Here is a 26,032-nt window from a genome sequence, read left to right on the forward strand (position 1 = left end):
ATGGAGTTGTTCATATGGCAGAGCGGATCGCCGAGGAAAAAGTTAATGAAATTCGGCAAGCTGTAGATATTGTTGATGTCATTGGCGACTATATTCAATTAAACAAGCAAGGGCGCAACTATTTTGGTCTTTGCCCTTTTCATGGTGAGAATACTCCTTCCTTTTCTGTTTCACCTGAAAAGCAAATCTATCATTGCTTTGGGTGCGGAGCGGGAGGCAATGCCTTCTCATTCTTGATGGATTTAGAAGGCTATTCCTTCCAGGAAGCTGCACTAAAACTCGCTGAAAAAGGAAATGTTAAGCTTGAGATTGATGCTTCATCAGTTGCGTCAGCAAAATCAATGCCTGTTGATTTGCAGCAGATGATGGAAGCCCATGAGCTTCTACGTAAATTTTATCACCATCTGCTTGTAAACACAAAAGATGGTCAGCATGCACTTGAATACCTGCTTAACAGAGGTTTTACAATGGAGTCAATTGAAAAGTTCCAAATCGGCTATTCATTGAAGTCCTGGGATTTTGTCTTTAAGTTTCTGACTAAAAGAAAATTCCCTGCAGATGTTATGGAAAGAGCTGGGCTGATTATCAAACGGGAGAAAGATGGGAACTATTTTGACCGATTCAGAGACAGAATCATGTTCCCGATTTTTGATCGCAGCGGAAATACGATTGCTTTTTCAGGAAGATCACTAGGGGACGATGAGCCCAAATATTTAAATAGCCCTGAAACAGCAATCTTTAATAAAAGTAAAACTTTATATAATTTTCATTTGGCGAGGCCTCAAATAAAAAAACTGCAAAGGGCCGTTCTTTTTGAAGGGTTTGCAGATGTTATCGCCGCTGATCGCGCCGGTGTCGGAAATGGTGTCGGTACGATGGGTACAGCATTAACGGAGGAGCATGTTGCTTCCTTAAGAAGAAATGTTCAATCAATCACGATCTGTTACGATTCCGACAATGCAGGGATAGAAGCAGCTCATAGAGCTGCGAATCTGCTGACGGAAGCAGGCTGCCAGGTAAAAGTTGCTTTAATGCCTGATGGATATGATCCTGATGATTATATTAATGAGTATGGCGAAGACAAGTTCCGCAATGAGGTAATTGACTCAAGTGTAACTCTTATGGCTTTCAAGCTGCTTTATCTGCGCAGAGGCAAAAGGCTTCAGAATGAAGGAGATCGCCTTCTTTATATCGAAGAAGTATTAAAGGAAATAAGCCGGCTGGACAAAGCGGTGGAAAGAGACCATTATCTCCGTCAGCTTTCAAGTGAGTTTTCACTTTCCCTTGAAGCTTTGAAAGAGCAGCAAAAGCAGGTTTTTTACGCGGAAAAGAAAAAGAACCACCAAGGCAAGGGGACTTTTGAGTTTCATAAAAAGCTTCAAGTGGTGCCGAAAAGGGCAGACCATCTTAAACCCGCATACCATACAGCGGAAAGAAGATTGATCGCCCATATGCTTCGGGATAGTGACGTAGCTTTTAAAGTTCAGGATATGCTTCAGGGAAATACCTTTAACATCGATGAGCACCAGGCCATTATCACCTATCTTTTAGGTTTTTACGAAAAAGGCCATTCACCTGATCCAAGTGCATTTATAAATTTTATAAACGATGAAAAGCTTAAGCGAATTGTGGTGGATATCGAAATGATGTCCATAAATGAGGAAATAAGCGAACAGGAATTAACTGATTATATTAAACAGGTGTTGAATTATCAAAAGATGTTAAAAATAAAGGAAAAACTTAATGAAGAAAAAGAAGCAGAACGACAAAAGGATTATGCGAAAGCGGCATTAATCGCAATGGAAATTATCCAATTGCGCAAGTCACTATAGATGGCAGTAAATTGAAACAGGCCAGGAAAAAGCGCCTGGCACATGCTACTTGGGATAAACGTCTCCTATAAAATTTTCCCATTTGCATGAAGGATGAAGAATGTCTGTGATTTTTGGAAGGAGGGGGACATATGGCTGAAAAATCGGCCCGTTCAAAAGAGGTTGATTCAGAGTTGACCCTTGAACAAGTAAAAGACCAATTAGTTGAAATAGGAAAAAAGACAGGTGTCCTTGCCTACGATGATATAGCGGAAAGAATGTCTCAGTTTGAGGTTGATTCCCATCAGATGGATGAGTTTTATGAGTTCCTTGGCGATCAGGGTGTTGAATTGGTAGGCGATAATGAAGATGCCGATCCAAATGTCCAGGAACTTGCAAAAGGTGAAGAGGAATTCGACCTTAATGATTTAAGCGTGCCTCCAGGAGTTAAAATCAATGATCCTGTCCGTATGTACTTAAAAGAAATCGGACGCGTGGATTTGCTCTCGGCAGAGGAAGAAATTTCGCTTGCCAAGAGAATCGAGGAAGGCGATGAAGAAGCAAAAAGACGATTGGCAGAAGCAAACCTTCGGCTGGTTGTTAGTATCGCTAAAAGATATGTAGGCCGCGGAATGCTTTTCCTTGACCTGATCCAGGAAGGAAACATGGGATTAATTAAAGCAGTTGAAAAGTTCGACTACCGTAAAGGTTATAAATTCAGTACTTATGCAACATGGTGGATCCGCCAGGCCATTACGAGAGCTATTGCCGACCAGGCAAGAACGATTCGTATTCCTGTGCATATGGTTGAAACCATTAACAAATTGATTCGCGTTCAGCGTCAGCTTCTCCAGGATCTCGGGCGTGAACCAACTCCGGAAGAAATCGCTGAAGATATGGACCTGACTCCTGACAAGGTACGTGAAATCCTGAAGATTGCGCAAGAGCCTGTATCTTTGGAAACACCTATAGGCGAAGAGGACGACTCTCATTTAGGTGATTTCATTGAAGACCAGGATGCGACATCACCATCTGAACATGCTGCATATGAGCTATTGAAAGAGCAGCTGGAAGACGTTCTCGACACACTTACAGATCGTGAAGAAAATGTTCTCCGCCTTCGTTTTGGATTGGACGATGGCCGCACAAGGACTTTGGAAGAAGTAGGTAAAGTATTTGGCGTAACCCGTGAACGAATTCGTCAAATTGAAGCCAAGGCATTAAGAAAATTAAGACATCCAAGTCGCAGCAAACGTTTAAAAGACTTTTTAGAATAGAAAAAGGATTGCCAGAAAATAGTTTACTTCTTAAAATGGGAAGTAAACTATTTTTTTTGCGAAATTTTCATATGGGATGTGCAAAGGTGAATAACAGCAGAAAACAAATCATTGTTAACGAGCTATTATACTGGAAGAAAAGCCGAATGCTTCCTGATCAATATTGTGATTATTTATTAGCTCTTTACACGGAAGGAAATCAGCCGAAGGAAATAAGAAAAGAGAAAATAGGAATAACGTTATATTTAATAAACCTTATTTTCTTGCTGCTTATTCCAATTTCTGTGTTTTTAATTTATTTTACTGAATTGTCTATTATTTTGCAAATCGCCTTTTTGTCCCTTTTTGTTTTTGCAGGTATTTTCGCGGTTTTTTATTTTTCTAAAAAAGGAATATCTTATCATTTACCTATGATTTCAGCCGCGGTAAACCTGCTGATTGGATCTGCTGCTTTTGTGTCGCATGTATACATAGAAAGTCATTCTATACTTTATTTGTCTTTGGTTTTAAATTGTTTGCTTTGGCTTGTGGCAGGTTTGAAGCTAAAGCTTTACTATTTCTGGATATCCGGGATATTTAGTCTACTGCTCATATTTATTTCTATATTCATATAATAAAATATTTTAAAAAGTTTTTAAATGTTGAGAAAACTTATCCATCCCTTATATAATGGTAATGAAAGCGGATACAGAAAACGGAATGAGGGGGATGTAAATGAACTTCGATTTAACAACAGAACAGAATATGATACTTAAAACAATAAGGGAGTTTGCTGAAGAAGAGGTAGCGCCAGGAGCTCTTATAAGAGACCGGACGAAAGAATTTCCTGTAGAAGTTTTCAAGAAAATGGCCGACCTTGGTTTAATGGGACTTCCTTTTCCTGAAGAATATGGCGGAGCAGGGGCAGACACAATCAGCTTTGCAATTGTAACTGAAGAGCTAAGCAGGGCTTGTGCTTCTACTGGGATTACCTATTCAGCCCATATTTCTCTTGGGGGTGCACCGCTTTATTTATTCGGGACGGAAGAGCAAAAGCAAAAATATCTTGTACCGATTTGTACTGGAGAAACTTTTGGAGCTTTCGGTCTTACTGAGCCTAATGCAGGATCGGATGCAGGCGGTACGAGGACAAGGGCAGTCGAAAAGGACGGAGAATATATAATCAATGGAAATAAATGCTTTATCACAAATGCCAGCTATGCCAAGCATTTGGCCTTAACAGCTGTAACTGGTGAACAGGATGGAAAAAAAGAAATCAGTGCAATTATTGTGCCGACGGATGCCCAAGGATTCACTGTCATTGATAATTATGAAAAAATGGGACTGAATGCATCCAATACAACAGAACTTGTTCTTGAAGATGTGCGTGTGCCGACTGAGCACTTGCTCGGCAAAAAAGGAGAGGGTTTTAAACAGTTCTTAATCACTTTGGATGGCGGCCGTATTGGAATTGGTGCTATGGCTTTAGGTATTGCTCAGGCTGCGTACGAAAAAGCCCTGCAATATGCAAAGGAGCGCCAGCAGTTTGGGCGTTCTCTATCAAACTTTCAGGCCATTCAGTTTAAGTTGGCTGATATGGCAATGAAAATTGAATTGGCAAGAAACATGGTTTATAAAGCTGCATGGCTAAAAGACCAAGGAAGACCATTTGCGAAAGAGGCCTCTATGTGCAAGCTATATGCTTCGGAAATCTGTATGGAAATAGCCGATCAAGCAGTACAGATTCATGGCGGATACGGGTATATGAAAGATTATCATGTGGAACGATACATGAGAGATGGGAAACTTACTGAGATTGGAGAAGGTACTTCCGAGGTCCAACGAATGGTTATTGCACGCCAAATTGGCTGCTAAGTAACTATTAACTCCATGAAAAGTAATTGCCGCGGATTTTATGTAGTACGGGTTTGATTGGAGCGAAAGGCGCGAGATCCTAGAAAATGCATTCGCATTTTCTTCGTGGGCTGTCTATTCGAGGATGCTTATTCAAAGTCCTGTGGGAGTAGCACACCCAAGGGAGATCCAGTGGAAATTCACACCTGCTTTTAACCGGCATCCATGTTGAAGTTTCTGCAAATAAGGATTAAAAATATTTATGTAAACAATTATTTAAAAAAACTCCGTCCCCTGGATGGAGTTTTTGTCTAAATTATGAACAAGATATGACAAAGTTTACTTTAGGGCTTTTCCTTCTGCCCTTTTTAAAGTAAAATAGAAATTGTTTGTATACTTACTTAAACTGAAATGTGCTTACATAAGGGAGGTTAAGTCATGAATCGCAATCCAATCATTCCATTTGTATTAATTATGGTTTTCGGTGTGGTAGCAATGTTCCTTGTTTCTTTTAAAGGTCTTGGCGATATGGACGAGCTTGCAAAAGAACAGGAAGGCGGCGGTGCTGAAACCGAAGAAACAGCAGCTGCAAGCCCTGAAGAAATCTATCAGAAGAGCTGTATTGGATGTCACGGTGACCAGTATCAAGGCGGAGTCGGCCCAGCTCTTACTGGTGTAGGCGAACGTTTATCTCAGGATGAAATCGCAGATATTGTTGTGAATGGTAAAGGCTCTATGCCTCCAGGGTTAGTGCCTCAAGACAAGGCTGCAGAAATGGCCGAATGGTTAGCAGGCCTTAAGTAAACCTATAATGAAAGTCCTTTGCATATGTAAAGGACTTTTTTTATACTATAAGAAAGCTATCGTAAATATTCGATAGCTTTTTAACTATTTCGCACTAGGAATAGATAGGCATGGCGCGCTCTGCGCTTTTAAATACATAGATAAGTGGTGACAGAATGAATACGGACAAACTATCACAGCGGCTTGAAGCTGTAACAAATTATATTCCCAGTGGGGCACGCATAGCTGATATTGGTTCAGACCATGCATATTTGCCATGCTATGCAGTAAAAAAGGGTATTGTCCCTTTTGCTATAGCTGGTGAAGTAGTGGAAGGGCCTTTTCAATCGGCTAAAAAACAGGTTGAAATGGAGGGGCTCTTGGATCAGATATCTGTTCGAAAAGGAAATGGCCTTGAGGTTATTAACCCAGGGGAAGTAGACTGCATTACAATTGCTGGTATGGGGGGCGCTTTAATTGCGGCCATTCTTGAAGAAGGAAAGAGCAAGCTTGATTCAGTTCAAAGGCTTGTTCTGCAGCCCAATTTAAGTGCAATTTCGATTAGAACCTGGCTTATAGAACATGGTTGGGAGCTTATAGCCGAAGAGATTCTTGAAGAAGACGGAAAGATCTATGAAATACTCGCAGCAGAAAAAGGGAAACCGCTTAAGCCTTATAAAAACACGGAACAAGGCTTGCTTATGGGTCCTTTTTTAATCGAAGAAAAGTCAGTTGTCTTCCAAACTAAGTGGCAGGGGGAATTGAGAAACTGGGAACGTATTCTCATGCAGCTTGAGAAGGCAGCAGATAATAAAGAGACTAAAAAGAGAAAACAGGAATTAAAACAGAAAATAAAAATGGTGGGGGAGGTTTTAAAACAGTGAAAAAAATAAACGGGCATGAGATTATTCAATTGTTTGAGCAGTTCTCTCCAAAAGGATACGCGATGGAAGGTGACAAAATCGGCCTGCAAATCGGAAAGCTTAACAATCCTGTACAAAATGTTATGATAGCCCTTGATGTCTTGGAGGAAGTTGTGGATGAAGCAATCGAAAAGAATGTGCAGCTTATTATTGCGCATCATCCGCTTATATACAGGCCGTTACAAAAGATTGCTACAGACTCTCCGTCAGGAAGAATTATTGAAAAGCTTATTAAACATGATATAGCGGTATATGCAGCTCATACTAATCTTGATGTAGCCAAAGGCGGTGTCAATGATATGCTGGCGGATGCTCTGCAGCTTTCCAGTACTGAAGTCTTATATCCAACCTTTGAAACCGTTTTGAAAAAGCTTGCTGTGTATGTGCCAGAAGAAAATGCTGAGGTGTTAAAAAAGGCTCTTGGGGATGCAGGAGCAGGTGCTATTGGGAATTACAGCCATTGTACGTTTTCTTCAGCAGGTACCGGCCAATTCAAGCCAAACGAAGAAGCCAATCCTCATATTGGCCAGCAGGGTAGGCTTGAATCTGTTGCTGAGGTCCGCATAGAAACTATTTTTCCTGAGCATTTGGAGAGAAGGGTACTTTCTGCCATGTTCAAAAACCATCCATATGAAGAAGTTGCCTTTGATATTTACAAACTTGAAAACAAAGGGGAAGTTTTAGGTCTCGGTAAAATAGGAGAAATCCGCGAGATGACATTAGAGGAATTTGCCGGACATGTAAAAACAACTCTCGAAGTAGATAGAGTCCGCGTTGTAGGAGACCTTTCTTCGAAAGTTAAGAAAGTGGCTGTTCTTGGCGGTGATGGAAATAAGTATTTTATGTCCGCGAAAATGAAGGGTGCGGATGTTTATGTTACCGGAGATATGTATTATCATGTTGCCCACGATGCCATGATGGCGGGTCTAAATATAGTGGACCCTGGCCATAATGTGGAAAAGGTAATGAAAAAAGGCGTCACAAAGAAATTGGAAATGCTTTGTACGGAAAAAGGGTATGAAGTGTCGATATTTCCTTCCGAGATACATACGGATCCTTTTCAATTTGTATAAATGTATAAAAAGAGCCGGCTTCCCTCGAAACCGGTTCTTTTGTATTACATTTTAGTGGCTTTCTTCACTTTAGGAAGAATTTTATTTAACGGTACTTTTTTCTCGCGTGTCCATGTAGACTCTTCTTTTGGATCGTATTGTTCAAGAAAGGTGATGACTTCCTTCGTAATAGGTGTTGGTGTTGAGGCGCCTGCAGTAACTGCAACAGTGGAAGCGTCTTTAAGCCAACTTACATCAAGTTCTGTGATGTCGGCAATCCGGTAGGCTTTCGTACCTGCGATTTCCTCAGAAACCTGGGCAAGTCGATTCGAGTTATTGCTCTTTGGGTCCCCAACAACAATCAGGACATCTGCCTGGCCGGCTTGTTCTGCGACAGCCTCTTGGCGTACCTGGGTAGCCATACATATTTCTTTGTGAAATTCTGCATGAGGATATCTTTCCTTTATTTGCTCCATGACATGGCCAACATCCCATTGGCTCATTGTCGTCTGGTTTGTCACAAGAATTTTATCAGCTTTGATATTTAATTCGTTCACGTCTTCGATTGTTTGTACAAGGTGAACAGCGTGCGGCGCTACCCCTACTGCCCCTTCAGGCTCAGGATGTCCTTTTTTGCCGATGTAGATAATCTGAAAACCTTCTTTTTCTTTCTCTCTAATCAGATCATGAGTCCTTGTTACATCCGGACACGTAGCATCAATTGTCACTAAGCCTTTTTGTTTGGCTGCTTCCCGTACTTGCGGAGAAATGCCGTGGGCTGTGAAAATGACAGTCCCTTTATCAACTTTATCCAAAATTTCTTTTCTGTCATTTCCATCGAGAGTAATGATGCCCTCTTCTTCAAAAGCATCCGTTACGTGCTTATTGTGGACGATCATACCCAAAATATAAATCGGTCTTGGCAATGATGGGTCGAGTGCTGCGTTTCTGGCAATTACCATCGCATCAACCACACCATAACAATATCCCCGAGGAGAGATTTTTATGACATTCATCCGTTTATCCTCCCTAATTACAGCTTTTATCTGAATTGAATTTTGATTATGTTCATGTTAAAACACCAGGGAAAACCCCAGTATGCTTATTCTATTATATAAGAGATAGCGGGATAATACAAAAAGCAAAAAAGGGAATGAAAATAACATGCATTAGGCTTCAATGACACTATTCCCGGAGGAGAGAATGATGAAAGGGAGTGATGGTTCTTGTATAAAGCCACTAAAATCTTAATAGCCACGAAACTACAAAGTAAAAAAACAAAGAATGCCTTTCGCATTCTTTGCCATTATATATATAATTTGGGCTTGGATTCACGGCTTCTCGAACTTCCGGAGACCGGCGGTTCTTTTTCATTAACTGTTTCAGTCTTTTTTCGTTGTGATGGAGATTGCTTAGCTCTGGCTTTAACTTCTGTGCTTGATTTTTCTGTTTCTTCGGAAGACTGCTCTTCCGGAGTATCCTTCAAGCCCCTGTACAGCTTCCACATGGCCGGCAGGTTCCTAACCAGCGGCCCATACTGCTGAACCATGGGCCCAATCTGCTGTGCTGTATTTAAAACCTTTTGGGTATTATTTAAAAAGCCATTTATAGAAGCAGGATTGCTTATTGCCTGCAGTATGCCCCCGCCTGTACGTGAGCCTCCTGCTGCTCTGGCAGCACCCATTCCGCCTGGAGTCTGGGCATTTCCTTTTCCTAATAGTTTAGAGAGCAATCCCCCGCCTCCACGGCGCATTCCCGGAGCGCCTCTCATAGTTGGCCCCATGTGAGCTCTGCCTTGCATCGGATTCATAAAAGGATACGGGGGCATTCCTCCGCGCATGGGAGGCCTTGGTCCTGGCATCATCATTGTTTGCCTCCTTTCAAAAACACTCTCTTCTGCCATAGAAGCAGGCAGTGGAAATAGTCTAATTGCACCCATACATTAAAGTATGCGTTTATTACATTTTGGTTTAGGTATTATGCGGAAGATTCTTATTTTCTTGTTAAAAATCATTTGAATAGCCCATCATAAAAATATATATGCCTGTATGAGTGGTTATTTGGAGGAAACTTTATTATAATAACAGGATGTAAGAAAAGCTCGAAGCTGGACACTTTTAGTTGGTACAAGTATGTTTCTTACTTTTAAATAAATGAATCGGGTGCATTCCAATGCTGCTGAATATCAAGCAGCATAGGTTAACCTGAATCACTGAGGAGTTTTTATATGAACGAAACGAAATTTGACCGATTTAACCTTAAGCCATTTATAATAGAAGCAGTGAAAGAATTTGGCTTTTACGAGCCAACAGAAATTCAGGAAAGAATGATTCCAGCTGTCCTCAAGGGGGAAAGCGCCATTGGCCAGTCCCAGACAGGTACAGGCAAAACCCATTCCTACGTATTGCCTATTTTGCAAAAGGTTGATCCTTCCCGCCAGGAGGTTCAGGCAATAATAGCCGCGCCTACAAGAGAGCTTGCCAACCAGATCTATCATGAAATCCTGAAGGTGACTGAGCATTGTCCTGAGGGAGAAGAAATAACAGCACGCTGTTATATTGGAGGAACGGACAAGCAAAGGACGATTGAAAAACTGAAAAAACAGCCGCATGTTGTAGTTGGGACACCTGGGAGAATTAATGACCTTGTGAAGGAGCAGGCTTTGTTTGTCCATACCGCAGAAATCCTTGTGGTTGATGAAGCCGATTTAATGCTTGATATGGGATTCATCGAGGACGTTGACCAGGTTGCGGCGAGAATGCCTGAAAAACTGCAAATGCTTGTGTTCTCAGCAACGATCCCTGAGAAACTGAAGCCATTTTTAAAGAAGTATATGGAAAATCCAAAGTATGTTCATATTGAGCCCAAGCAGGCAACTGCCGCTAATATTGAACACTGGCTGCTTCCATCCAGGCATCGCAATAAAGTAAATCTGGTATATGAAGCACTGACTTCTTTTAATCCTTATTTAGCCATTGTTTTTACAAATACGAAGAAAAAAGCGGATGAAGTCGCGGATGGATTAATCAGCAAAGGCCTTAAAGTCGGCCGTATTCACGGGGACCTAAACCCGCGTGAACGGAAAAAAATGATGAAGCAAATATTGGATCTCGAGTTCCAATACATCGTGGCGACTGACCTTGCAGCAAGAGGAATTGACATAAAGGGAATCAGCCATGTGATTAACTACGAGCTTCCGACTGATTTGGACTTTTATATTCATCGTGTGGGTCGTACAGCCCGAGCAGGTTTCTCAGGAATTGCATTGACAGTGTATGAGACTTCCGATGAAGATTCATTAAATAGGCTTGAAAAGATGGGGATTGAATTCCAGCATAAGGATCTGCAAAAAGGGGAATGGACAGATCTTGAAAGTCGCAATAAACGGAAGAACCGCCAAAAACAAACGGATGACATAGATAAAAAAGCTTCATCCTTGGTGCAAAAGCCGAAAAAAGTGAAGCCAGGCTATAAAAAGAAAATGAAATGGGAAATGGATAAAATTAAAAAACGCGAAAGAAGAATAAAGCGTAAATAAAGCTTATAAGGGAGAGGCAGGGATCATCATGCTGAAAATTGGTTCACATGTTTCCATGAGCGGGAAAAAAATGCTTTTAGCAGCAAGTGAAGAAGCTGTTTCATACGGCTCCAATACTTTTATGGTTTATACAGGCGCCCCGCAAAATACAAGAAGAAAAAAAATAGAGGATTTAAATATTGAAGCCGGGTTAAGGCATATGGAAGAGAACGGTATAGCTGATATTGTTGTACATGCCCCATATATCATTAATATTGGCAATACGACAAACCCGTCGACTTTTGAATTAGGTGTTAATTTCCTGCGCTCTGAAATCGACCGTACAGAAGCAATAGGTGCAAGACAGATCGTCCTTCATCCGGGGGCGCATGTAGGCGCTGGTACGGAAGAAGGAATTAAGAAAATAGTCGAAGGTCTGAATGAGGTGCTAGGTGGCGAAGAAAAGGTACAGATAGCACTTGAAACCATGGCTGGCAAAGGTTCAGAATGCGGAAAATCTTTTGAAGAGCTTGCCATGATTATTGATGGGGTCAATTATAATGACCATCTTTCTGTTTGCTTTGATACATGCCATACGCATGATGCGGGGTATGATATCGTTAATGATTTCGATGGCGTATTGGAAAGATTTGATAAGATTATCGGCTTAGATCGCCTAAAGGTTCTTCATATTAATGACAGCAAAAATGAACGCGGCATGCGCAAAGACCGCCATGAAAATATCGGTTTTGGCCATATTGGTTTTAAAGCGCTAAATTATATCGTCCATCATCCTCAATTAAAGAATGTCCCAAAAATTCTTGAGACCCCTTATGTTGGGGAAGACAAGAATAATAAAAAGGCGCCATACAAGCATGAAATTAATATGCTCCGCAATAAGGAATTCGATGAAAACCTTTTGGATGCTATTTTGGAAGGCTAAATGAATGGAGAAGCTGTGTATCGATTACACAGCTTTTTGTATGGGTAAATTAAGTATTAGTAAAAACAAAAGGCTATTTTGTAAATTGCAGGAAGAGGCGGTTTACTTCCCTGGCGGTTTCCGGTCCGGCAATTTTGGCAATTTCCTTTATTAATTTTGTTCTCTCGCGATCTTCGAAGATATTTATTTGCTTTCCTCGCAGGTAGCCAGCAATCTTTTGTGCCTGCGGTTTTGTAATGCTGATGTTGAATTGCTCTCCATATTTTAATAATTCTTCTGCAGTAATATTGCTCATTTTATGATTTATAATGTTTTCAAAAATTTTCATCCTCATCACTCCTCCTCTGTACTTTATGAGGGAAGAAGGGAAATCGTGACAGTTTTTATATACCGGCTGTTAACTTATAAAAGTCCTGTTTTCTTTACTTTAAAAGCAAGTTCCTGTATACTTCATTTGTAAATCGGAATGATTCTTAATATTACGGGTGATAAAAATGGCAGAGCCAATAATAGAAATAAGGCACGTTTCTTATAGATATGAAAAAGAAAATGTTCTTGAGGATATAAATTTAACCATACATGAAGGGGATTTTCTGGGCATTGTAGGACCAAATGGTTCCGGTAAATCCACCTTGATAAAACAGATACTGGGTTTGCTGAAAGTTCAAAAAGGGAGTGTTAAGCTTTTTGGACAGGAAATAAATCGCTTTAAGGAATGGCAAAAAGTAGGATTTGTTTCGCAAAAGGCTAATTCATTTAATACAGGATTCCCTGCAACTGTCTTTGAAGTTGTATCCAGCGGATTGACAAAGAAGCTCGGGCTTTTTAAGTTTTTTGGTAAAGCAGAACATCATAAAGTGCTCCAGGCGATTGATTCAGTGGGCCTGCTTGAATTTGCAAAACGGAATATCGGAGAACTTTCGGGCGGACAGCAGCAGCGAGTTTTCATTGCACGTGCATTAGTGAGCGACCCGAAGCTGTTAATACTTGATGAGCCGACAGTAGGAGTAGATGCAAAAACTGTCCAATCCTTTTACGAAATGCTTGACGACTTAAACAAAAAGCTTGGAATAACTCTTTTGCTGGTTACACATGACATTGGGACAATCTCGGATAAGGTCACTCATGTTGCCTGCCTGAACAAAAATTTGCATTTCCATGGAAATACAGCAGAATTTGAGAGCTTGAATATTAGTGAGATGTCGGAGATTTACGGCCATGATGTCCATGTATTGACCCATAATCATGACCATCACAACCACGGAGGAACAGCCCGATGATAGCAGGGATTTTACAATACGAATTTTTGCAAAATGCATTTTTAACTGGAATCATAATCGGAATAATCGCTCCCTTGCTTGGCGTTTTTATCGTTGTCAGAAGGCTGTCACTAATTGCTGATGCTTTAAGTCATGTAACGCTTGCCGGGATTGCTGCCAGTCTTCTGCTTGAGAAAAAAGTGCTGGGGTTGAGCGGGTTAAACCCCCTTTATATGGGAATGGCTTTTTCAGTCGCTGGGTCTTTGTTTATTGAAAAGCTTAGGGCTGTATACAAGCATTATCAGGAGCTGGCAATTCCCATTATATTGTCAGGGGGAATTGGACTTGGCGCAATATTTATCTCCTTGGCCGACGGGTTCAATACCGACTTATTTAGCTATTTATTTGGAAGTGTAAGTGCGGTAAGCCGTCTAGATTTATGGACCATACTGATCATTAGTGTGTTTGTTATTGCACTTGTCCTTTTATTGTATAAAGAATTATTTTTGCTGTCTTTTGATGAAGAGCATGCAAAAGCATCCGGCATAGCAGCAAAGAGTGTTCATTTTATTTTTATAATCATGGTGGCTTTGGTTATTGCTGCCTCTATGAGAATTGTCGGTATCCTTCTGGTTTCCTCTTTAATGACATTGCCGGTTGCAGCAAGCATCAGGGTTGCCAAAGGCTTTAAACAAACTATTTTCCTATCCATGCTGTTTGGTGAAGTTTCCGTGATAGGCGGATTGACGATTTCTTATTATATTGATCTTGCGCCGGGAGGAACCATTGTCATTATTACAATACTCATACTGATTATCACCATTCTGGTAAAGAAGCTTTCAAGCATGAGGCCGGCCTAAAACAAATTTTAATAAAAAGAGGAGTTTTTTAGCACTATTGGATAGGTTGTTACCGGTTAGGCAAAAGCTTTGATTCTTGAGAGCAGGAACACGAGGTGAAAAGAATGAATGTGAATGAAGCAATGCAGCTTTTAAAAGATAAAGGCTATAAGCATACAGGAAAAAGGGAAGAGATGCTTCAGCTTTTCGCTGATAGCGATAAATATTTAACTGCCAAAGATGTTCTGGAAAAAATGAAGGACAACTACCCTGGGCTAAGCTTTGATACAATATACAGAAATTTATCATTGTTTGTGGATTTGGATATTTTTGAGATGACAGAGCTTTCTGGAGAAAAACACTTCCGATTTACATGTTCACATGAGCATCACCATCATCATTTTATCTGTTTAGACTGCGGGAAGACTAAAGAGATTGAAGTTTGTCCCATGAAACAGGTTCAAGAAAACCTGAAAGGTTATGATGTTTCCGGTCACAAGTTTGAAATATACGGAAAATGTCCGGAATGTTTCTAAATTAAGCACAAAAAAGCATGGGTGCTTAGAAAAGCTCCCATGCTTTTTATATATGGTGAATTTATTTTAGCCAGTTTTCTACCCATTTATAAGCTTCCTGCCAACTGCTGACCCTTATGACTCCATTTGGGAGAGGGTCTCGATTATAGGGGGTGTCGAATAAAATGACAGGGATTTTGCAAGTTTCATGAATCATGACAGCATTATCATGTTTATCTTCAAGAAAGATGTCTACCTCAAACTTCTTTGCTGCCCGAATTTTATCATGTGTTCCAATCAGTTCAATGTGATTAAATTCTAAAGCGTTCTCCAAAAACCATTCCTCTGTTATTTGCTGAAGATGTGAGCCGCGTGCACTAATAAAATATAGTTCATGGTCTTGTCTCCATTTTGTCAGGATTTCTTTTGCTCCATCTGCAAGGGGAGATTCCCTGTATATTACTGGTTCATTTTCTTTAAACCATTTCGCGAATTCTTTTTCGGATATATCCACAAGTGGAGTTAAATCATATTGTTTAATATCAGCCAGGGTTATATTCAGATTAAATGCTTTATTTAAATATGGAATCATGGATGATGGACATGTAACCGTGCCATCAATGTCAATTCCAAAACGCTTCTTCATAATAGTTGCTCTCCTTTAATTACATATATCCCTTATCTTAACAAAAGTCCCGTCCATGCAAAAGAGCAATGGCTCTAATGCTGTTCTGCCAGGCATTAATCGATAGTCAAACATTAACATCTTAAAAAGAACACATATCGTAAACACTATAAATGCTCCATTAAGTAATACTTTTGTAAGGAACACAGTAAAGAAAGCGAGGGTTCATGATGGCAGACCAAGAGCGCACCAATGAAGAGTACGATCTTCGCCATAGCGAGCGAATTGGGGAAGCTACTACTGATTATGATTATACAGAAGAAACCTCTGCAGAAATCGCAGCGCCTGGTGTCTATGACAGGGCGTTGGACAGGGAAGAAGCTAATGCAGATTATAGAGAAGAAACCTCTGCGGAAATCGCAGCGCCTGGTGTCTATGACAGGGCAGTGGACAGGGAGGATGAAAATGAAATAGCTACTGCCGGCAGGGGAGTCGGATACGCGGCCCTGGCATTGTCCATTCTATCTCTGTTTGTATTGCCGGTTCTGTTTGGAGCGACAGGCATTGTCCTTGGTTTTATAGCCCGCCGAAGAGGATCAGAAACCCTTGGGAACTGGGCAATAGGAATTGGAGCCATTTCGATTATTGTTGGCATGTTTATCTTGCCGTTTTTTTAAAGCAAAGTAAAAAAGCCTGGCACCTTCTGGCCAGGCTTTTTTTATGATTGGATGCTTTCAGCTTTGATTTTTTCTTCTTCTTGTTTTGCGAAGTATTCTTCAGCAATTTTATCTATTTCGATCTTCAGTTCATCCACCATTGTTTCTTCAGGAACCTTCCTTACAATCTGGCCTTTACGGAATAGAAGACCTTCACCGCGGGCACCGGCAATGCCGATATCAGCCTCTCGTGCTTCCCCTGGACCATTAACCGCACAGCCCAGTACTGCCACCTTAATCGGTGCTTTAATCTTTTGGATATATTCTTCCACTTCATTTGCGATGCTGATTAAATCAATTTCAATCCTTCCGCAGGTTGGGCAGGAAATCAGCGTGGCAGCATTCGATGACAGGCCAAATACTTTTAGAAGCTCACGCGCTACCTTAACTTCTTCAACAGGATCAGCACTTAATGAGATTCTTAAAGTATTACCGATTCCTTTGCTTAAGATTGCTCCAAGGCCGGCAGCACTTTTTACAGTACCGGCAAAAAGTGTGCCTGATTCTGTGATTCCCAAATGCAATGGATAATCAAAGGCTTTTGCCGCTTTTTCATATGCTTCAATTGCCAGATTAACATCCGAAGCTTTCATTGATACGATGATGTCATGAAAGTCGAGGTCTTCTAGTATCTTGATATGATGAAGGGCGCTTTCAACCATTCCATCGGCAGTAGGGTACCCGTATTTCTCTAGAATCCGTTTTTCAAGGGACCCAGCGTTTACCCCAATACGGATTGGTATTCCTTTTTCCTTTGCCGCCTTAACAACGGCTTCAACTTTCTCGCGTTTACCGATATTGCCGGGATTGATCCGAATCTTATCTGCCCCGCCTTCAATTGCTTTTAAAGCAAGTTTATAGTCAAAATGAATATCGACCACAAGCGGTATATTTATTTGCCTTTTAATATCTGCAATTGCATTTGCTGCCCTTTCATCAGGGCAAGCCACACGGACAATTTGGCAGCCGGCTTCCTCAAGCCTTTTAATTTCTGCTACAGTAGCTTCCACATCATGTGTTTTAGTCGTGGTCATACTTTGGATGAACAGCTCATTGCTGCCGCCAATGGTTAAAGGCCCGACTTTAACAGGCCGTGTTTTAGTTCGATGTATAATATCACTCAATGGAGATTCGCTCCTTTTTATCTATTCATATAACAGCATGAACATTTTGCTATTAAAGAAGGTTCACTTTATTGTATCAATGAACCGCTGGGGTTGACAAGAATGATGATAAAGATTAGTGTTCCTTATCATATTTCGGAAACTTATAGGTTTTTCCTGAATTGATTTCTTCTGGTTCCATGCCATTGTTTAATTTAGAGAAATCTGACACAACCTCGTCTATGCTGACAGGGATTGGCCCATCAAGATTTAACTCCACAATCGAAAGAACGGTTTCTCCAGGACTTACTTTTTTTTCAAAATAAGACATACCGGATTCAGCCGGCTGTGTGCTGGCCTCTAATACTTGTTCTTTTCCAGCGGGGAGTGTGCCTTGGCTTAAATCATAATAAATAACATAAATAACAAGAACTGAAAGCAGGATTCCAGCAATTCGCTTCATATTGGCCAACCCCCTGTAATTAGCGTGTTTACCCAATATGTATGCTTGTCCTATTCCTGATAGAACATAATAAACAGTTATTGCAGCAAATAGGGGACGAACTTTTAAGCCATTTGGTTCTTACCCACGAATGAAGGCCATTGCCCCAATATACCTACTTAGTTTATCCTTCAAACTCCAAATAATGGCCATTTCTTTAATAAACTGACTTATTTTCATTCTAAAACCCCGTTTTTCCAAGTTATTAGTTGAAATTTTCACTTCAAATATCTTTTATCTTTACTATTCGTAATAATGGAATCTTTATTTTTGTGAATTTAATAAATAGGTGAAGCAAGAAAACCGCATTAAAAACCAGAGAAAATTTCATCCCCCTAAGAAAATAAAAAAACGCGCATAAATGACACGTTTTATTTCTGCGTTTGTTGTGGAACTTCTTTGACAGCAAGCAGGAGAATGATCAGCGAGACAAACCAGTTTATAAAAGCTCCATTCTGTACAGGAGTCTGCAAGGATGCCATAATTGTGAAAAAGACGGCCGGCAAGGTGATGCTATAGGCAGACATTCGCCATAAATGCCGGTATTGCAAATTTTTCCTTAAGGCATTTTTAATAAGAAGGCCAATTAATGCGAGAATGGATATCTCAATAAACCTTATTCCAGCGGTAAAAATATAAATGACAATCGCAATCAACGGGATAATTATGGGCACCAGAGATTTAGCAGAAGCCAAATAGTCTGATAAGCTTTCTCTTGTAAGTGTGCCGTTGGTTAGCATCGAATAAGGATAGGATTGTTCCTGCCCCGCAGCAATTATGTATATATCATTTTTGAGAAGGGCGATTGTATTGTCGCTGTTGGAAAAGGCAGAGGGCTTTACAGTTCCTGTAGAATCCACAATAATTGCAAAGCCATTTTTGTTAATGGTAACAGGCGCCTCTTGTTCAGTAAGCAGTTCTCCATCTTTAATCTGGAAATCCGGCAATTCACTATCGATTGTTTCATCTACAGCATTTAAGCTATCCACTATTGCTGTACTGGAATAAAAGACGGTTGGAATGATGGATAATAGGGTAAGAAAAAAAACATATAGTATGGTTTTCCCAATTCCATGAAAGCGGAATAAAGCTATATCTTTGGGAGAAAATAAGCTTTTGTAAAATTGCTGAAAAATATTCATTTTAGACACACCCTTATAAAGATTCATCCTATTAGTTTAGCCACATTACCCGGACTCTACAAGTAACTCAGCTTATTTAAAATTAGCAAGGGATTCCCTCTTTTTGTAACACAACTGTAATATTTAAACGAAATGTTAAGCTATTGTAAATTTGATAAAATAAATCTTTACTTTTTATTCACTTTTCATTAATAATTGTATGGGGTTTGATGAATCATGTCGAATAAACAGTTATAGGGGTTGAAATATTGTGGAACTAGACGTTCAACAAATGCTTTTTGAATTTCTTGGCGGACTTGGTATTTTCTTATATGGAATCAAGTTCATGGGTGATGGACTGCAGAAGTCAGCTGGTGACAAGCTGAGAGATATTCTGGATCGCTTTACGACAAATCCGCTAATGGGGGTATTAGCTGGTATTGTTGTAACAGTATTACTTCAGACTAGCAGTGGTACAACTGTTATTACAGTTGGACTGGTTAGTGCCGGTTTCATGACACTCCGTCAAGCAATTGGGGTAATAATGGGTGCGAATATAGGTACAACTGTTACTGCATTCATTATAGGTATTGATATTGGTGAATATGCCCTGCCAATCATTGCTGCTGGTTCAATACTTCTGTTTTTCTTTAAAAATAAAAAAATACACAATTTCGGGCAAATTGTTTTTGGTTTTGGAGCACTTTTCTATGGATTGGAACTAATGAGCGGCGGTATGAAACCATTACGCAGTTTAGAGGCTTTCCATGACCTTACAGTAAGTATGAGTTCAAATCCGGTTCTTGGAGTAATCATTGGTACTGTATTTACAGTGATTGTTCAAAGCTCTAGTGCGACAATCGGTATCCTGCAAGGTCTTTATGCTGAAGAACTTGTTAATTTGAATGCTGCCTTGCCGATTTTATTCGGTGATAATATCGGTACAACGATCACGGCTGTCTTAGCAGCTATTGGAGCATCCGTTGCAGCGAGAAGAGCTGCTGCTACTCATGTCCTGTTTAATTTAATAGGAACAACTGTGTTTTTATTGCTTTTAAAGCCTTTCACATTGCTAATTGAATCTTTAGCGGTTAATTTAAACCTTAATCATGAGATGACCATAGCGTTTGCTCACGGAATTTTTAATACTACTAATACGCTTATACAACTTCCTTTTATTGGAATTCTTGCTTTGGTTGTAACAAAGCTTATACCAGGAGAAGATTCAGTTGTAGAATACAAAACAAAACACTTAGACCCTGTTTTTATTGAGCAATCACCTTCTATCGCTCTTGGTCAATCAAAAGAAGAAGTATTGCGAATGGGTCAATTTGCTGTGCGGGGACTTGAGGAAACAAATTGGTTCTTAAAAAATAAACAGCAAAAGCATTCTGAAACAGCTTATCAACTTGAAGATGCCATTAACAATTTAGATCGCAAAATTACAGATTATCTAGTTAAACTTTCAACAAGCTCACTTTCAGTTCATGAGTCTGAAGAACATACAGTTCTGATGGATACTGTCAGAGATATTGAGCGAATCGGTGACCACTTTGAAAATATCATTGAGCTTGCCGAATACCAGCAGGCAAACAAAGTTAAAGTCACTGAAAATGCAATGGATGATCTTGATGTAATGTTTAACCTTACTATTTCGACGGTTAAGGAAGCTCTTCAGGCATTGGATCATAATGATAAAGAAATAGCAAGACAAGTTGTGGAAAAAGAAGAAGAGATCGATAAAATGGAAAGAAAACTCCGAAAACAGCATATTCTTCGTTTGAACGAAGGAGTCTGCTCCGGACAAGCAGGCATTGTGTATGTTGACATTGTCAGCAATCTTGAGCGAATTGGTGACCACGCTGTGAATATTGCCGAAGCTGTTTTAGGAGAAGAATAAGTGGTAAAATAAGCAAGGGGAATTCCCCTTGCTTTTTGTTTATCTTTAACGCATTTTATAAAAAGGGTGCTGATGATGGAAATTATTTATTGGACATTGATTATTATTTTATTTGTTATAGCTTTTGCTGGGTTGGTCTTCCCAATTATACCCAGTGTGCTGTTTATTATGGGCGGATTTATTCTTTATGGCGTTCTCTTTTCTTTTGAACCCTTTAATTGGCTGTTTTGGACCATCCAGGCGCTTTTTGTTGTTTTGCTTTTCGGGGCGGACTATATAGCCAATATGATTGGGGTAAAAAAATATGGCGGCTCCAAAGCCGGCATTTGGGGAAGTACAATTGGACTTTTAATAGGACCGTTTGTGATTCCGGTATTAGGAATTCTGATCGGGCCATTCCTGGGCGCAATCCTAGCTGAACTGGCGGTAAATAGAAAAAACCTGAATGATGCAATAAAAATTGGATTTGGTTCTGTTATAGGATTTGTCAGCAGTGTGGCGGCAAAAGCCGTTGTTCAAGCAGTAATGATTTTTTATTTCTTGATCGTGGTACTCTAAATAATTCATGAGAGGGAACAGTCATAAGGCGATGTATGGCTGTTCCTTTTTTTATTGAGTTACTTAATTCACTGCACATTTTCACTTTGGCAGTTTAGGCAATCTGTTTCCCGCTATAATAGCTCAAATCTTTAATAATGACTTTTTGCCCGTCATATCCAAACACTATTGACGAATTTATGAAAGTTGCACAAGGAGATGGTTTTTGCAATTATTTTATCTATGGATAGAGGGTTACAAGGGGAAACTTGAATAATAAAAAATAAATAGGCAATTGTATATTTGTAGCAATGCTTTTTGTTTGAAACAAAAACCCAACTTTGGTAATCTTAAGCTAAAGACCTTTAGAAACATTCTAATATCAGAATTTTGTAAACGATTGAATGTTTCGGGATCTAAACTAAACAGATACATAGGGAGGAATTTTTTATGGCATTCGAACTACCTCAATTACCTTACGCTTATGATGCATTGGAGCCAAACATCGACAAAGAAACGATGAATATCCACCACACAAAGCATCACAATACTTATGTAACAAACCTGAACAATGCATTGGAAGGAAACGAAGAGCTTCTTTCTAAAACAGTTGAAGAAGTTGTTTCCAACCTGGATGCTGTTCCTGAAGCTGTTCGCACTGCTGTCCGCAATAACGGCGGCGGCCATGCCAATCATTCATTATTCTGGCAGGTTATTTCTCCAAATGGCGGAGGAGAGCCTACTGGTGAGCTTGCTGACGCGATTAACAGCAAGTTCGGAAGCTATGATAGCTTTAAAGAAGAATTTGCAAAAGCTGCTACAACTCGTTTTGGTTCCGGCTGGGCTTGGCTTGTTGTGAACAATGGCCAACTAGAAGTAACAAGCACTCCTAACCAGGATTCTCCTTTAATGGAAGGCAAGACTCCAATCCTTGGTCTTGACGTATGGGAGCATGCTTACTACCTGAACTATCAAAACCGCCGTCCTGAATACATCAATTCCTTCTGGAATATTGTAAACTGGGATGAAGTTACCAAGCGTTACAGCGCTGCAAAATAATAAAAGATTAAACACGGCGGGAAATCCCTGCCGTGTTTTTTTGTGTGTTTTTCGCCAATCTTTAAATCATTGCATAAGCACACTAACTTTGTAGGAAACTACCCTTTAGAACCAAAGGGGAGTTTTTTTATGAGCAGATTCAAAAAACTGATCGGAGATGTGGACTTAACAAGAGATTTAAAATTGCTTCTGATTATTGGGGGGCTTTATTCCTTAAGCGCTGCCCTTTCAAATACATTTGTAAATATTTATCTATGGAAGCAATCTGGTGAGTTCAGCGATCTTGCACTATACAATTTGTCTATCGTGGTTATGCAGCCCTTAACGTTTATTTTGGCGGGGAGATGGGCGAAGAAAATTGACAGGGTTATTGTATTAAGAATAGGTGTAATCTTTTTGGCATCCTTTTACCTGACAGTCCTATTTATTGGTACAGATGCTTCAAAATTTCTGGTGCTGCTAGGTGCTCTGCTTGGTGTTGGATATGGATTTTACTGGCTTGCGTTCAATGTGCTGACTTTTGAAATAACGGAGCCGGAAAACAGAGATTTCTTCAATGGCTTCCTTGGAATACTCACATCCGTTGGGGGAATGATCGGTCCGATTGCAGCGGGTTTCATTATTTCAAGGATGGAAAAGTTCACCGGCTATTCGGTTATTTTTGGGATTTCTCTGACGCTCTTTTCAATAGCTGTCTTTTTAAGCTTTTTTCTAAAACGGCGGCCTGCAAATGGGAGGTATTGGTTTAGAAGAATCCTTTCTGAACGGAAAAACAACCCGAATTGGCGAATGATTACCAACGCCCATTTTTTTCAGGGACTTAGGGAAGGCACATTTGTTTTTGTTATCTCGGTATATGTATTTATTTCAACAGGAAGTGAACTTGCCCTAGGAACTTACGGGCTGGTTAACTCGGGCATTTCCTTTATGGGATATTTTCTGGTATCAAGGCTTCTAAAAAAGCAGTTTCGGAAAAGGGCGATATTAATAGGGGGACTGTTATTGTATGCCGCCATATTTTTTATCATATTTGAAGTTACTTATCCAAAGCTGCTTATGTATGCTGCAACTATAGCAATAGCGTATCCATTATTGCTGGTCCCTTATATTTCATTAACTTATGATGTCATCGGCCGTGGCTGGAAAGCAGCGGAAATGAGGATAGAGTATATAGTGGTCAGGGAAATTTTCTTAAACTCGGGACGAATTGTTTCTATTTTGAGCTTTTTGGCAGCTGTTACTTTTTTCAATGATGAAAAAAGCATTCCAATATTACTTGCATTCATTGGAGCTGGACATGCTGTCATTTATTTTTTCGTCCGGAAAATACATTTTCAGTCGACATGAGGGAGGGCAGCCTCTCTCTTTTTTGTGGCAGGATAGTATTTCCAGCATTTTATTTGTGTCAAAAAAAGGTTCTTTATAGAATTAATTGCCGATTTCTTTTAGAATGGTAAAAGAGACTTTTTTAAAGGAAGTGTGCGATACCTTGAATAGAAAGAAAAAAAAGAAGACCCATGTTCCTTTTCGACTGAATATGCTCTTCTTTGTTGTTTTTTTATTGTTTTCAATGCTGATCCTCCGGCTGGGGATGGTTCAGATTGTCTATGGTGATGACTACAAGCGTGAGATTGAAAGAACGGAAGATGTTACAGTCAATAGTCCGGTTCCTAGAGGGAAGATGTTTGACCGAAACGGGAAGGTGATCGTTGACAATACCCCGCAAAACGCAATTACCTTTACAAATAACGGTTACAAACAGGACGAGATGCTTGAGGTAGCAGAAAGGCTTGCCCAGCTCATAGAAATAGATACAAAAAAAGTCCAGGAACGCGATAAAAAGGATTATTGGATTATAAAGAATCCAGATGAGGCAGAAAAGAAGGTATCTGAAAAAGAAATAGAAGCACTTAAGAAGAAGCATGAAGGAGAGCAAAAAGAACTTGATAAAGCAATTTATCAGCTTACATTGGACCGGATTACGGAAGAGGAATTGAAAGAACTGAAGGAACAAGACTTGAAAGTTCTTGCAATATTCAGAGAGTTTACGAGCGGCTATGCGTTAACACCGCAAATCGTAAAAAATAAAGATGTTACCCCGGAAGAGTTTGCAGTTGTAAGCGAGAATCTTCAGCTGCTGCCTGGTGTTGATACCACAACTGATTGGGAAAGATACTATGCTTTTGGCGATACTTTAAAATCAGTTCTTGGCAAGGTGACAAGTTCTGACGAAGGGATCCCTGCTGAACAGCTTGAGTATTATATGGCCCGTGACTATAGCCGCAATGACAGAGTTGGAAAAAGTTATATTGAGATGCAATATGAAGAGGTGCTGCACGGACAAAAGGCTAAAGTAAAAAATATTACCGATAAAGCCGGAAACGTCCTGGAAACTGTGCCGATCACGGATGGGCAAAGAGGAAAGGACCTTGTACTAAGCATCGATATGGATCTCCAGAAGGCAGTGGAACAAATCATTGAGGAAGAACTGCGCGCTGCCAAAGCTTCTCCAGGTACGGCATTGCTTGACCGGGCTTATGTTGTGTTAATGGATCCTCACACTGGGGAGATTCTTTCAATGGCCGGAAAAAGAATTGTGAAGGATGAGAAGACAGGGAAGTCTGAAATGCAGGATGATGCACTGGGCAATATTACAACGACTTACAATGTTGGTTCTGCTGTTAAGGGAGCGACTATACTCACAGGATTTAAGGAAGGAGTTATTCAGCCTAATTCAGTCATTTATGACCGGCCTCTCCAAATTAAAAATACACCAGTGAAGAAATCATGGAAAAATTTTGGTCCATTAAATGATATCAATGCGCTAAAGTATTCTTCTAACGTTTATATGTTTGAGACAGCTATACGAATTGGAAACGGTGAATATAAATTTGACCGTCCACTGCCTCTTGATCCGAAAGGCTTTGATACGATCAGGGATTCCTTTGCCCAATTTGGACTCGGAGTCCGGACTGGAATTGATTTGCCGAATGAGCAAACAGGCTTTAAAGGAATGAGTACTATGCCTGGTTTTATGCTTGACCTAGCAATTGGCCAGTATGATACATATTCCAATATGCAGCTCGCACAATATGTTTCAGTTATCGCCAATGGCGGAAATAGAATGGAACCACATATTGTTAAGGAAATCCGAGAACCGCTAATGGAAAACAACGAGCTCGGACCTATTGTGGAGGAAATGGAACCCAAAGTGCTTAACCGGGTTGAACTTGAAAAAGGCTGGATGGAACGTGTGCAGGAAGGCTTCCGAAGAGTTATGCAAGAAAAAGGGGGGACGGCTTATACCTATTTCGCAGGCAAAGAATATAAGCCGGCAGGAAAGACTGGAACTGCAGAGGCGTTTTACGATGGTCCTGAACGAAGTAAATTTGGCAAGGAGCCTCCTGAGGTAATGAATCTAAGCCTTGTCGGCTATGCACCATCTAAAAATCCGGAGGTAGCTATGGCCGTACTGGTTCCGTGGGCATATCAAGGCGGCCGGGATCATGGAGCAAACAAAAAAATTGGCGAACGTGTGCTGGATGCATACTTTGATCTTAAAAAAAATCGCCATGAAGAAGGCAAAGACAGCGAAGATCCTGTCCAGAAAGTAGAAAATATCAATGAAGTTCTCGAAGGGCAGGAAGAAGTACGTGAAGAAAATTAATAAGGTTTGATAAACTGTCTCCCGTGGGTATGGGAGACAGTTTTTTTTTA

Annotated in this window: 24 protein-coding genes; 17 read left to right on the top strand and 7 right to left on the bottom strand. The window is 40.2% G+C overall.

Annotation, left to right across the window (positions count from 1 at the left end):
* Nucleotides 1–14: 14 nt before the first annotated feature.
* The 6 genes from dnaG to DFO73_RS18210 all read left to right on the top strand — a co-directional run bounded on the left by dnaG (nucleotide 15) and on the right by DFO73_RS18210 (nucleotide 7,700).
* Nucleotides 15–1,832 carry a DNA primase gene (dnaG, locus tag DFO73_RS18180; RefSeq protein ID WP_110066132.1) on the top strand — a complete coding sequence of 606 codons (1,818 nt, stop codon included), beginning with the start codon at nucleotides 15–17 and terminating at the stop codon, nucleotides 1,830–1,832.
* A 131-nt stretch (nucleotides 1,833–1,963) separates the two neighbouring features.
* Nucleotides 1,964–3,088 (top strand): RNA polymerase sigma factor RpoD, encoded by a 1,125-nt coding sequence (gene rpoD, locus DFO73_RS18185; RefSeq protein WP_110066133.1) that lies wholly within the window; start codon nucleotides 1,964–1,966, stop codon nucleotides 3,086–3,088.
* Between the two features lie 714 nt (nucleotides 3,089–3,802).
* Nucleotides 3,803–4,942: an acyl-CoA dehydrogenase family protein gene (locus DFO73_RS18195; protein ID WP_110066135.1), complete on the top strand. Its 1,140-nt coding sequence runs from the start codon at nucleotides 3,803–3,805 to the stop codon at nucleotides 4,940–4,942.
* 417 nt (nucleotides 4,943–5,359) lie between these two features.
* Complete coding sequence (gene cccA, locus DFO73_RS18200; protein ID WP_110066136.1) at nucleotides 5,360–5,725, top strand: cytochrome c550; 366 nt, start codon at nucleotides 5,360–5,362, stop codon at nucleotides 5,723–5,725.
* Nucleotides 5,726–5,880: 155 nt separating this feature from the next.
* Entirely contained in the window at nucleotides 5,881–6,588 is a 708-nt protein-coding gene (locus DFO73_RS18205; RefSeq protein ID WP_110066137.1) for a tRNA (adenine(22)-N(1))-methyltransferase, read from the top strand.
* The gene (locus tag DFO73_RS18210) at nucleotides 6,585–7,700 is read left to right on the top strand and encodes a Nif3-like dinuclear metal center hexameric protein (protein WP_110066138.1); all 1,116 of its coding nucleotides are present in this window, start codon (nucleotides 6,585–6,587) and stop codon (nucleotides 7,698–7,700) included. Before DFO73_RS18205 ends, DFO73_RS18210 begins: the two co-directional genes overlap by 4 nt.
* A 44-nt stretch (nucleotides 7,701–7,744) precedes the next feature.
* Here DFO73_RS18210 and DFO73_RS18215 read toward each other — a convergent pair whose 3' ends face one another.
* Both DFO73_RS18215 and DFO73_RS18220 read right to left on the bottom strand, forming a co-directional pair.
* Nucleotides 7,745–8,695 (bottom strand): 4-hydroxy-3-methylbut-2-enyl diphosphate reductase, encoded by a 951-nt coding sequence (locus DFO73_RS18215; RefSeq protein WP_110066139.1) that lies wholly within the window; start codon nucleotides 8,693–8,695, stop codon nucleotides 7,745–7,747.
* A 290-nt stretch (nucleotides 8,696–8,985) separates the two neighbouring features.
* Nucleotides 8,986–9,546 (bottom strand): YqfQ family protein, encoded by a 561-nt coding sequence (locus DFO73_RS18220; RefSeq protein ID WP_258309579.1) that lies wholly within the window; start codon nucleotides 9,544–9,546, stop codon nucleotides 8,986–8,988.
* 360 nt (nucleotides 9,547–9,906) lie between these two features.
* Between DFO73_RS18220 and DFO73_RS18225 the strand changes: the two genes are divergently transcribed.
* Both DFO73_RS18225 and DFO73_RS18230 read left to right on the top strand, forming a co-directional pair.
* Nucleotides 9,907–11,217: a DEAD/DEAH box helicase gene (locus DFO73_RS18225; RefSeq protein ID WP_110066140.1), complete on the top strand. Its 1,311-nt coding sequence runs from the start codon at nucleotides 9,907–9,909 to the stop codon at nucleotides 11,215–11,217.
* A gap of 28 nt (nucleotides 11,218–11,245) precedes the next feature.
* Nucleotides 11,246–12,139 carry a deoxyribonuclease IV gene (locus DFO73_RS18230; RefSeq protein WP_110066141.1) on the top strand — a complete coding sequence of 298 codons (894 nt, stop codon included), beginning with the start codon at nucleotides 11,246–11,248 and terminating at the stop codon, nucleotides 12,137–12,139.
* Nucleotides 12,140–12,212: 73 nt separating this feature from the next.
* On the opposite strand, the gene DFO73_RS18235 is transcribed toward DFO73_RS18230, so the two are convergent.
* Nucleotides 12,213–12,467 carry a DUF2624 domain-containing protein gene (locus tag DFO73_RS18235; RefSeq protein ID WP_110066142.1) on the bottom strand — a complete coding sequence of 85 codons (255 nt, stop codon included), beginning with the start codon at nucleotides 12,465–12,467 and terminating at the stop codon, nucleotides 12,213–12,215.
* A gap of 166 nt (nucleotides 12,468–12,633) precedes the next feature.
* Here DFO73_RS18235 and DFO73_RS18240 point away from each other — a divergent pair, with 166 nt between their 5' ends.
* The 3 genes from DFO73_RS18240 (at nucleotide 12,634) to DFO73_RS18250 (ending at nucleotide 14,773) form a co-directional block, all read left to right on the top strand.
* Nucleotides 12,634–13,419: a metal ABC transporter ATP-binding protein gene (locus tag DFO73_RS18240; RefSeq protein ID WP_110066143.1), complete on the top strand. Its 786-nt coding sequence runs from the start codon at nucleotides 12,634–12,636 to the stop codon at nucleotides 13,417–13,419.
* Entirely contained in the window at nucleotides 13,416–14,258 is an 843-nt protein-coding gene (locus tag DFO73_RS18245; RefSeq protein WP_110066144.1) for a metal ABC transporter permease, read from the top strand. Before DFO73_RS18240 ends, DFO73_RS18245 begins: the two co-directional genes overlap by 4 nt.
* Nucleotides 14,259–14,362: 104 nt before the next feature.
* Nucleotides 14,363–14,773, top strand: a complete 411-nt coding sequence (locus tag DFO73_RS18250) for a Fur family transcriptional regulator (protein ID WP_110066145.1) — start codon at nucleotides 14,363–14,365, stop codon at nucleotides 14,771–14,773.
* A gap of 61 nt (nucleotides 14,774–14,834) precedes the next feature.
* Here DFO73_RS18250 and DFO73_RS18255 read toward each other — a convergent pair whose 3' ends face one another.
* Complete coding sequence (locus DFO73_RS18255) at nucleotides 14,835–15,398, bottom strand: 5' nucleotidase, NT5C type (RefSeq protein WP_110066146.1); 564 nt, start codon at nucleotides 15,396–15,398, stop codon at nucleotides 14,835–14,837.
* Nucleotides 15,399–15,607: 209 nt separating this feature from the next.
* On the opposite strand from DFO73_RS18255, the gene DFO73_RS18260 reads away from it, so the two are divergent.
* Entirely contained in the window at nucleotides 15,608–16,054 is a 447-nt protein-coding gene (locus DFO73_RS18260; RefSeq protein ID WP_375137333.1) for a DUF4190 domain-containing protein, read from the top strand.
* A gap of 41 nt (nucleotides 16,055–16,095) precedes the next feature.
* On the opposite strand, the gene ispG is transcribed toward DFO73_RS18260, so the two are convergent.
* From ispG to DFO73_RS18275, 3 genes are all read right to left on the bottom strand, one after another.
* Nucleotides 16,096–17,208 carry a flavodoxin-dependent (E)-4-hydroxy-3-methylbut-2-enyl-diphosphate synthase gene (gene ispG, locus DFO73_RS18265; protein WP_181396063.1) on the bottom strand — a complete coding sequence of 371 codons (1,113 nt, stop codon included), beginning with the start codon at nucleotides 17,206–17,208 and terminating at the stop codon, nucleotides 16,096–16,098.
* Between the two features lie 124 nt (nucleotides 17,209–17,332).
* A complete protein-coding gene (locus DFO73_RS18270) occupies nucleotides 17,333–17,659 on the bottom strand; it encodes a hypothetical protein (RefSeq protein ID WP_110066149.1) in 327 nt (108 codons plus the stop codon).
* Nucleotides 17,660–18,069: 410 nt separating this feature from the next.
* Nucleotides 18,070–18,840, bottom strand: a complete 771-nt coding sequence (locus tag DFO73_RS18275; RefSeq protein WP_110066150.1) for a DUF1189 domain-containing protein — start codon at nucleotides 18,838–18,840, stop codon at nucleotides 18,070–18,072.
* A 250-nt stretch (nucleotides 18,841–19,090) separates the two neighbouring features.
* Between DFO73_RS18275 and DFO73_RS18280 the strand changes: the two genes are divergently transcribed.
* The 5 genes from DFO73_RS18280 to DFO73_RS18300 all read left to right on the top strand — a co-directional run bounded on the left by DFO73_RS18280 (nucleotide 19,091) and on the right by DFO73_RS18300 (nucleotide 25,982).
* Nucleotides 19,091–20,719, top strand: a complete 1,629-nt coding sequence (locus DFO73_RS18280; protein WP_181396056.1) for a Na/Pi cotransporter family protein — start codon at nucleotides 19,091–19,093, stop codon at nucleotides 20,717–20,719.
* Nucleotides 20,720–20,794: 75 nt separating this feature from the next.
* Nucleotides 20,795–21,277 carry a DUF456 domain-containing protein gene (locus DFO73_RS18285; protein WP_110066152.1) on the top strand — a complete coding sequence of 161 codons (483 nt, stop codon included), beginning with the start codon at nucleotides 20,795–20,797 and terminating at the stop codon, nucleotides 21,275–21,277.
* Between the two features lie 429 nt (nucleotides 21,278–21,706).
* Entirely contained in the window at nucleotides 21,707–22,315 is a 609-nt protein-coding gene (locus tag DFO73_RS18290; protein WP_110066153.1) for a superoxide dismutase, read from the top strand.
* 129 nt (nucleotides 22,316–22,444) lie between these two features.
* The gene (locus tag DFO73_RS18295) at nucleotides 22,445–23,662 is read left to right on the top strand and encodes an MFS transporter (RefSeq protein WP_110066154.1); all 1,218 of its coding nucleotides are present in this window, start codon (nucleotides 22,445–22,447) and stop codon (nucleotides 23,660–23,662) included.
* A gap of 142 nt (nucleotides 23,663–23,804) precedes the next feature.
* Entirely contained in the window at nucleotides 23,805–25,982 is a 2,178-nt protein-coding gene (locus tag DFO73_RS18300; protein WP_110066155.1) for a peptidoglycan D,D-transpeptidase FtsI family protein, read from the top strand.
* Nucleotides 25,983–26,032 lie beyond the last annotated feature (50 nt).

The organism is Cytobacillus oceanisediminis (assembly GCF_003182355.1).
Classification (GTDB): Bacteria; Bacillota; Bacilli; order Bacillales; family Cytobacillaceae; genus Cytobacillus; species Cytobacillus oceanisediminis_A.